This is a genomic window from Burkholderia sp. LMG 13014 (genome assembly GCF_905232215.1).
Taxonomy (GTDB): domain Bacteria; phylum Pseudomonadota; class Gammaproteobacteria; order Burkholderiales; family Burkholderiaceae; genus Burkholderia.
Genome location: NZ_CAJNKE010000581.1, coordinates 1 through 3,645, shown reverse-complemented (window position 1 = coordinate 3,645; position 3,645 = coordinate 1). Strand labels below are relative to the sequence as shown.

5 protein-coding genes are annotated in these 3,645 nt (G+C 66.4%); 3 read left to right on the top strand and 2 right to left on the bottom strand.

All coding sequences use genetic code 11. From position 1 onward, the window contains the following. On the bottom strand, positions 1 to 265 hold a 265-nt coding region (locus JYJ84_RS31255; protein WP_205189917.1), incomplete at its 3' end, for an MFS transporter. Between the two features lie 232 nt (positions 266 to 497). On the opposite strand from JYJ84_RS31255, the gene JYJ84_RS31250 reads away from it, so the two are divergent. After that, complete coding sequence (locus tag JYJ84_RS31250; protein WP_175219925.1) at positions 498 to 1,229, top strand: GntR family transcriptional regulator; 732 nt, start codon at positions 498 to 500, stop codon at positions 1,227 to 1,229. Positions 1,230 to 1,268: 39 nt separating this feature from the next. Here the strand turns inward: JYJ84_RS31250 and JYJ84_RS31245 are convergent, their stop codons facing one another. Then, positions 1,269 to 1,991: a FadR/GntR family transcriptional regulator gene (locus JYJ84_RS31245; protein ID WP_175219705.1), complete on the bottom strand. Its 723-nt coding sequence runs from the start codon at positions 1,989 to 1,991 to the stop codon at positions 1,269 to 1,271. 267 nt (positions 1,992 to 2,258) lie between these two features. Between JYJ84_RS31245 and uxuA the strand changes: the two genes are divergently transcribed. Both uxuA and JYJ84_RS31235 read left to right on the top strand, forming a co-directional pair. Further along, complete coding sequence (gene uxuA / locus JYJ84_RS31240; RefSeq protein WP_175219707.1) at positions 2,259 to 3,323, top strand: mannonate dehydratase; 1,065 nt, start codon at positions 2,259 to 2,261, stop codon at positions 3,321 to 3,323. Between the two features lie 71 nt (positions 3,324 to 3,394). Beyond that, on the top strand, positions 3,395 to 3,645 hold a 251-nt coding region (locus tag JYJ84_RS31235; protein ID WP_205189916.1), incomplete at its 3' end, for an MFS transporter.

The window sequence follows — 3,645 nt, the reverse complement described above, 5'->3', positions numbered from 1 at the left end:
TGTAGCGGTCGACCAGCAACCCGCTCGGGATCTGCATCAGCGCGTAGGTCCAGAAGAATGCGCTGAGCAGCACGCCTTCCATCGCGGGCGACAGACTGAATTCGGTCGAGATGATCGGCAGCGCGACGGACAGCGACGCACGGTCGATGTAGTTGATCGACGACAGCAACAACAGCAGCCAGAAAATCCGCCAGCGCACGGCGGTCGGCGCGGCGGTCGAGGCCCGGGCCGTCGGGCGGGGGCCTGCTGAGTCTTCGAGGTGCATACGTGTCTCCAGTGGGGATGAGTCGCCGGTCACGCCTTCTTCGAAGCGTTGGCCAACTAATATATTAGTTGGCAATTATAGAGATGCCTCCCGGTGTCGATACGGGGGTAAACCCGGGAATCGCTCGACCGGCGATCCCCGCCGATCCGCCGAAATCGATATGCGCATTAATATATTGATCGACCGGCGTCCATCGAGCATGCCGGCATGCCTGCCACCCTCTAGCCAATTCATGAAGTCAGAACGCACCACCCAGGACACCTTCATCACCCGCCTGATCCCCGCCGATTTCACCCTGGACCGCTCGCAGGCCCTGTCCGTGCAGATTCACGCGCTGTTGCGCGACGCGATCGTGACGATGACGCTCCTTCCGAACGACGTCATTTACGAACGCGCCATCGCGGAGGCGCTCGGCGTATCGCGCACGCCCGTGCGCGAGGCGCTGCTGCAGCTCGCACGCGAGGAGCTCGTGCTGATCGCCGCGCAATCGGGCACCTTCGTCGCCCCCGTCAAGCGCGAGCAGTTCGTCGAGAGCGCGCTGATCCGCAAGGTGCTGGAAACGGCCGCGATCCGCCGCGCGGCCGAAGTCATCAGCGCGCGCGAACTCGAGCAGCTCCACGACATCCAGGATGCGCACCGGCGCGCGATCGAACGCGGCAACGCGGTCGCGGCGATCGCGTGCGACAACGCGTTTCATGCAACCGTCAGCGCGGCCGCGCGGCTACCGCGCGTGCAGCAGCTCGTCGAGATCGTGCGCGCGCCGATCGACCGTGTGCGGCACGTGACCGTACGCGATCCGATCGTCGGCGAGGTCACGCTTGCGCAACACCAGAAAGTGCTCGATGCACTCGAGCAGCACGACCCCGATGCGGCCGAGCGCGCACTGCACGAGCATCTCGACGATGCGTACGCCCGGCAGCAGCGCGCGTACGACCAGCATGTCGCGTTGTTCGAAGGGCTGTGACGGCGGTCTAGCGACGGCCGGCGGCCAGCGGCTGGCGCGTCAGCGCCACGCCTGAGTGAATTCCGCGATCACGCGCGACAGGTGCGCAGCCATCGCATCACGTGCGGCGGCCGCGTCGCGCGCCATGATCGCCGCAAAGATCCGCTGGTGATCTTCCTGCGACGCCTCGCGCAGCGCGGTCGAGTGAAAATGCTCCTCGATCTTGTCCCACAGCGGATCGCTGCGCGCGCAATCCCACATCGCAGTGACCATGTGCAGCAGCACCGTGTTGCCGGTCGATTCCGCGATGCGCAAGTGGAACTGGCGATCGGCTGCGTCGTATGCGGCCTTGTCGTCCATCTGCTCGCGCATCGTCGTCAACGAGAAGAACAGCCGGTCGAGATCCGCATCCTTGCGTTCGGTCGCGGCGAGCGCCGCGACTTCCGCCTCGATCAACCCGCGTGCGCGCAGCGTCTCGATCGGCCCCGGGCCGCGCGGCACCTCGAACGTCACAGGTCGCGCGGCATCGGCCGCGGACACATAGATACCCGAACCGATCCGCACCTCGACGACCCCCTGCACCTCGAGCGCAATGATCGCCTCGCGCACCTGCGTGCGGCTCACGCCGAACTGGTCGGCCAGGCTGCGCTCGGACGGCAGCCGCGCGCCGGCCTCGAACGCGCCGGCGGCCACCATCGCGTGAATCTGACGCGCAAGGCCGATATAGGAGCGGTCCGCGGCATCGGTGTCGCGGCTGGCGGGCAGGCTGGAAAGATCGGTCATCGAAAGGCTCGCAACGGGCTGGCCGGCGCCGTTGCGGCGCCGGATCGCCAAAATGGTACACCAATTCCGGCCCGCGTCCGGTTCGGCGTGTTGGCCGGCGTGCCGGGGTCTTGACAGTAGTGCCATGCCAGCCGGTTCCGAACCCGACAACTGGTAAACCACTATCCCTTACAACTGGTATACCAATCATAATCCGCACACCAGAGACGGGCCGGCCGCTGCCGCCCGTCCGTCCGATGCCACAACCGCCTGCCAGGAGCCGCTCCAGTGAAGATGTCATTCCGTTGGTACGGCGAGTCCGATCCGGTCTCGCTGCAATACATCCGCCAGATCCCGGGCGTCACGCATATCGTGTCCGCGATCTACGACGAACCGGTGGGCGAAGTCTGGCCCGCGCACAAGATCGACGCGCTGAAGGCGACGATCGAGCGCGCCGGCCTGCAGTTCGAAGTCGTCGAATCGGTGCCCGTCCACGAGGACATCAAGCTCGGCAAGCCGGGCCGCGACCGCCTGATCGAACACTACCGTCAGACGATTCGTCATCTCGGCGCGGCGGGCGTGCGCGTCATTTGCTACAACTTCATGCCCGTGTTCGACTGGACGCGCACCGAGATGTCGAAGACGCTCGACGACGGTTCGACCTGCCTCGCGTTCAGCACCGACGCGGTCGACCGGATCGATCCGGACGACGGCATCGCGCTGCCGGGCTGGGATTCGAGCTACCAGCCCGACCAGTTGAAGGCACTGCTCGCCGAGTATCGCGACGTCGACGAGGCGGCGCTGTGGGCGAACCTCGAATACTTCCTGAAGGCGATCATCCCCGTCGCCGAGGAAGCCGGCGTGAAGATGGCAATCCACCCCGACGATCCGCCGCGCCCGATCTTCGGGCTGCCGCGCATCGTGAAGAACCGCGACGATCTCGCGCGGATCGTGCGCATCGTCGACACGCCCGCGAACGGGCTGACGCTGTGCTCGGGCTCGCTCGGCGCGGGCCCGCAAAACGATGTCGAGGCACTCGTGCGCGAATTCGGCGCGATGGGCCGGATCCATTTCGCGCACATCCGCAACGTGAAGGTCGACCCGAACGGCGATTTCGAGGAAACCGCCCACCTGTCGAGCTGCGGCTCGCTCGACATCGCCGCGATCGTAAAGGCGTACCACGACAACGGCTTCACCGGCTACGTGCGCCCCGACCACGGCCGCATGATCTGGGGCGAGACGGGCAAGCCCGGCTACGGCCTCTACGATCGCGCGCTCGGCGCGGTCTACCTGAACGGCCTGTGGGAAGCGCTCGCGAAATTCGACCGCACGCCGTCGCAAACCACCCGATAACCCGCCCATCGAGGCCGCCGGCGCTGCGGATCGCCGGTGGCCCGTCACGACATTCCGCGCGGAGACACCGCATGCCACGCATCCGATGGGCCATGATCCTGATGTGCTTCCTGGCCAACGTCATCAACTTCATCGACCGCGCGAACCTCGCGATCGCGGCGCCCAGCATCCGCGCCGATCTCGGCCTCGACGCGGTCGGCATGGGGCTCGTGCTGAGCGCGTTCTTCTGGACCTACGCGTTCCTGCAACTGCCGGCCGGCTGGTTCATCGACAAGGTCGGCGTGCGCGTGAGCCTCGCGCTCGCGGTCGGCTGGTGGTCGGT

Excerpts from the sequence above, each read along its gene's own strand:
- JYJ84_RS31245 (WP_175219705.1), bottom strand. The coding sequence starts at position 1,991 with ATGACCGATCTTTCCAGCCTGCCCGCCAGCCGCGACACCGATGCCGCG.
- JYJ84_RS31250 (WP_175219925.1), top strand. The coding sequence starts at position 498 with ATGAAGTCAGAACGCACCACCCAGGACACCTTCATCACCCGCCTGATC.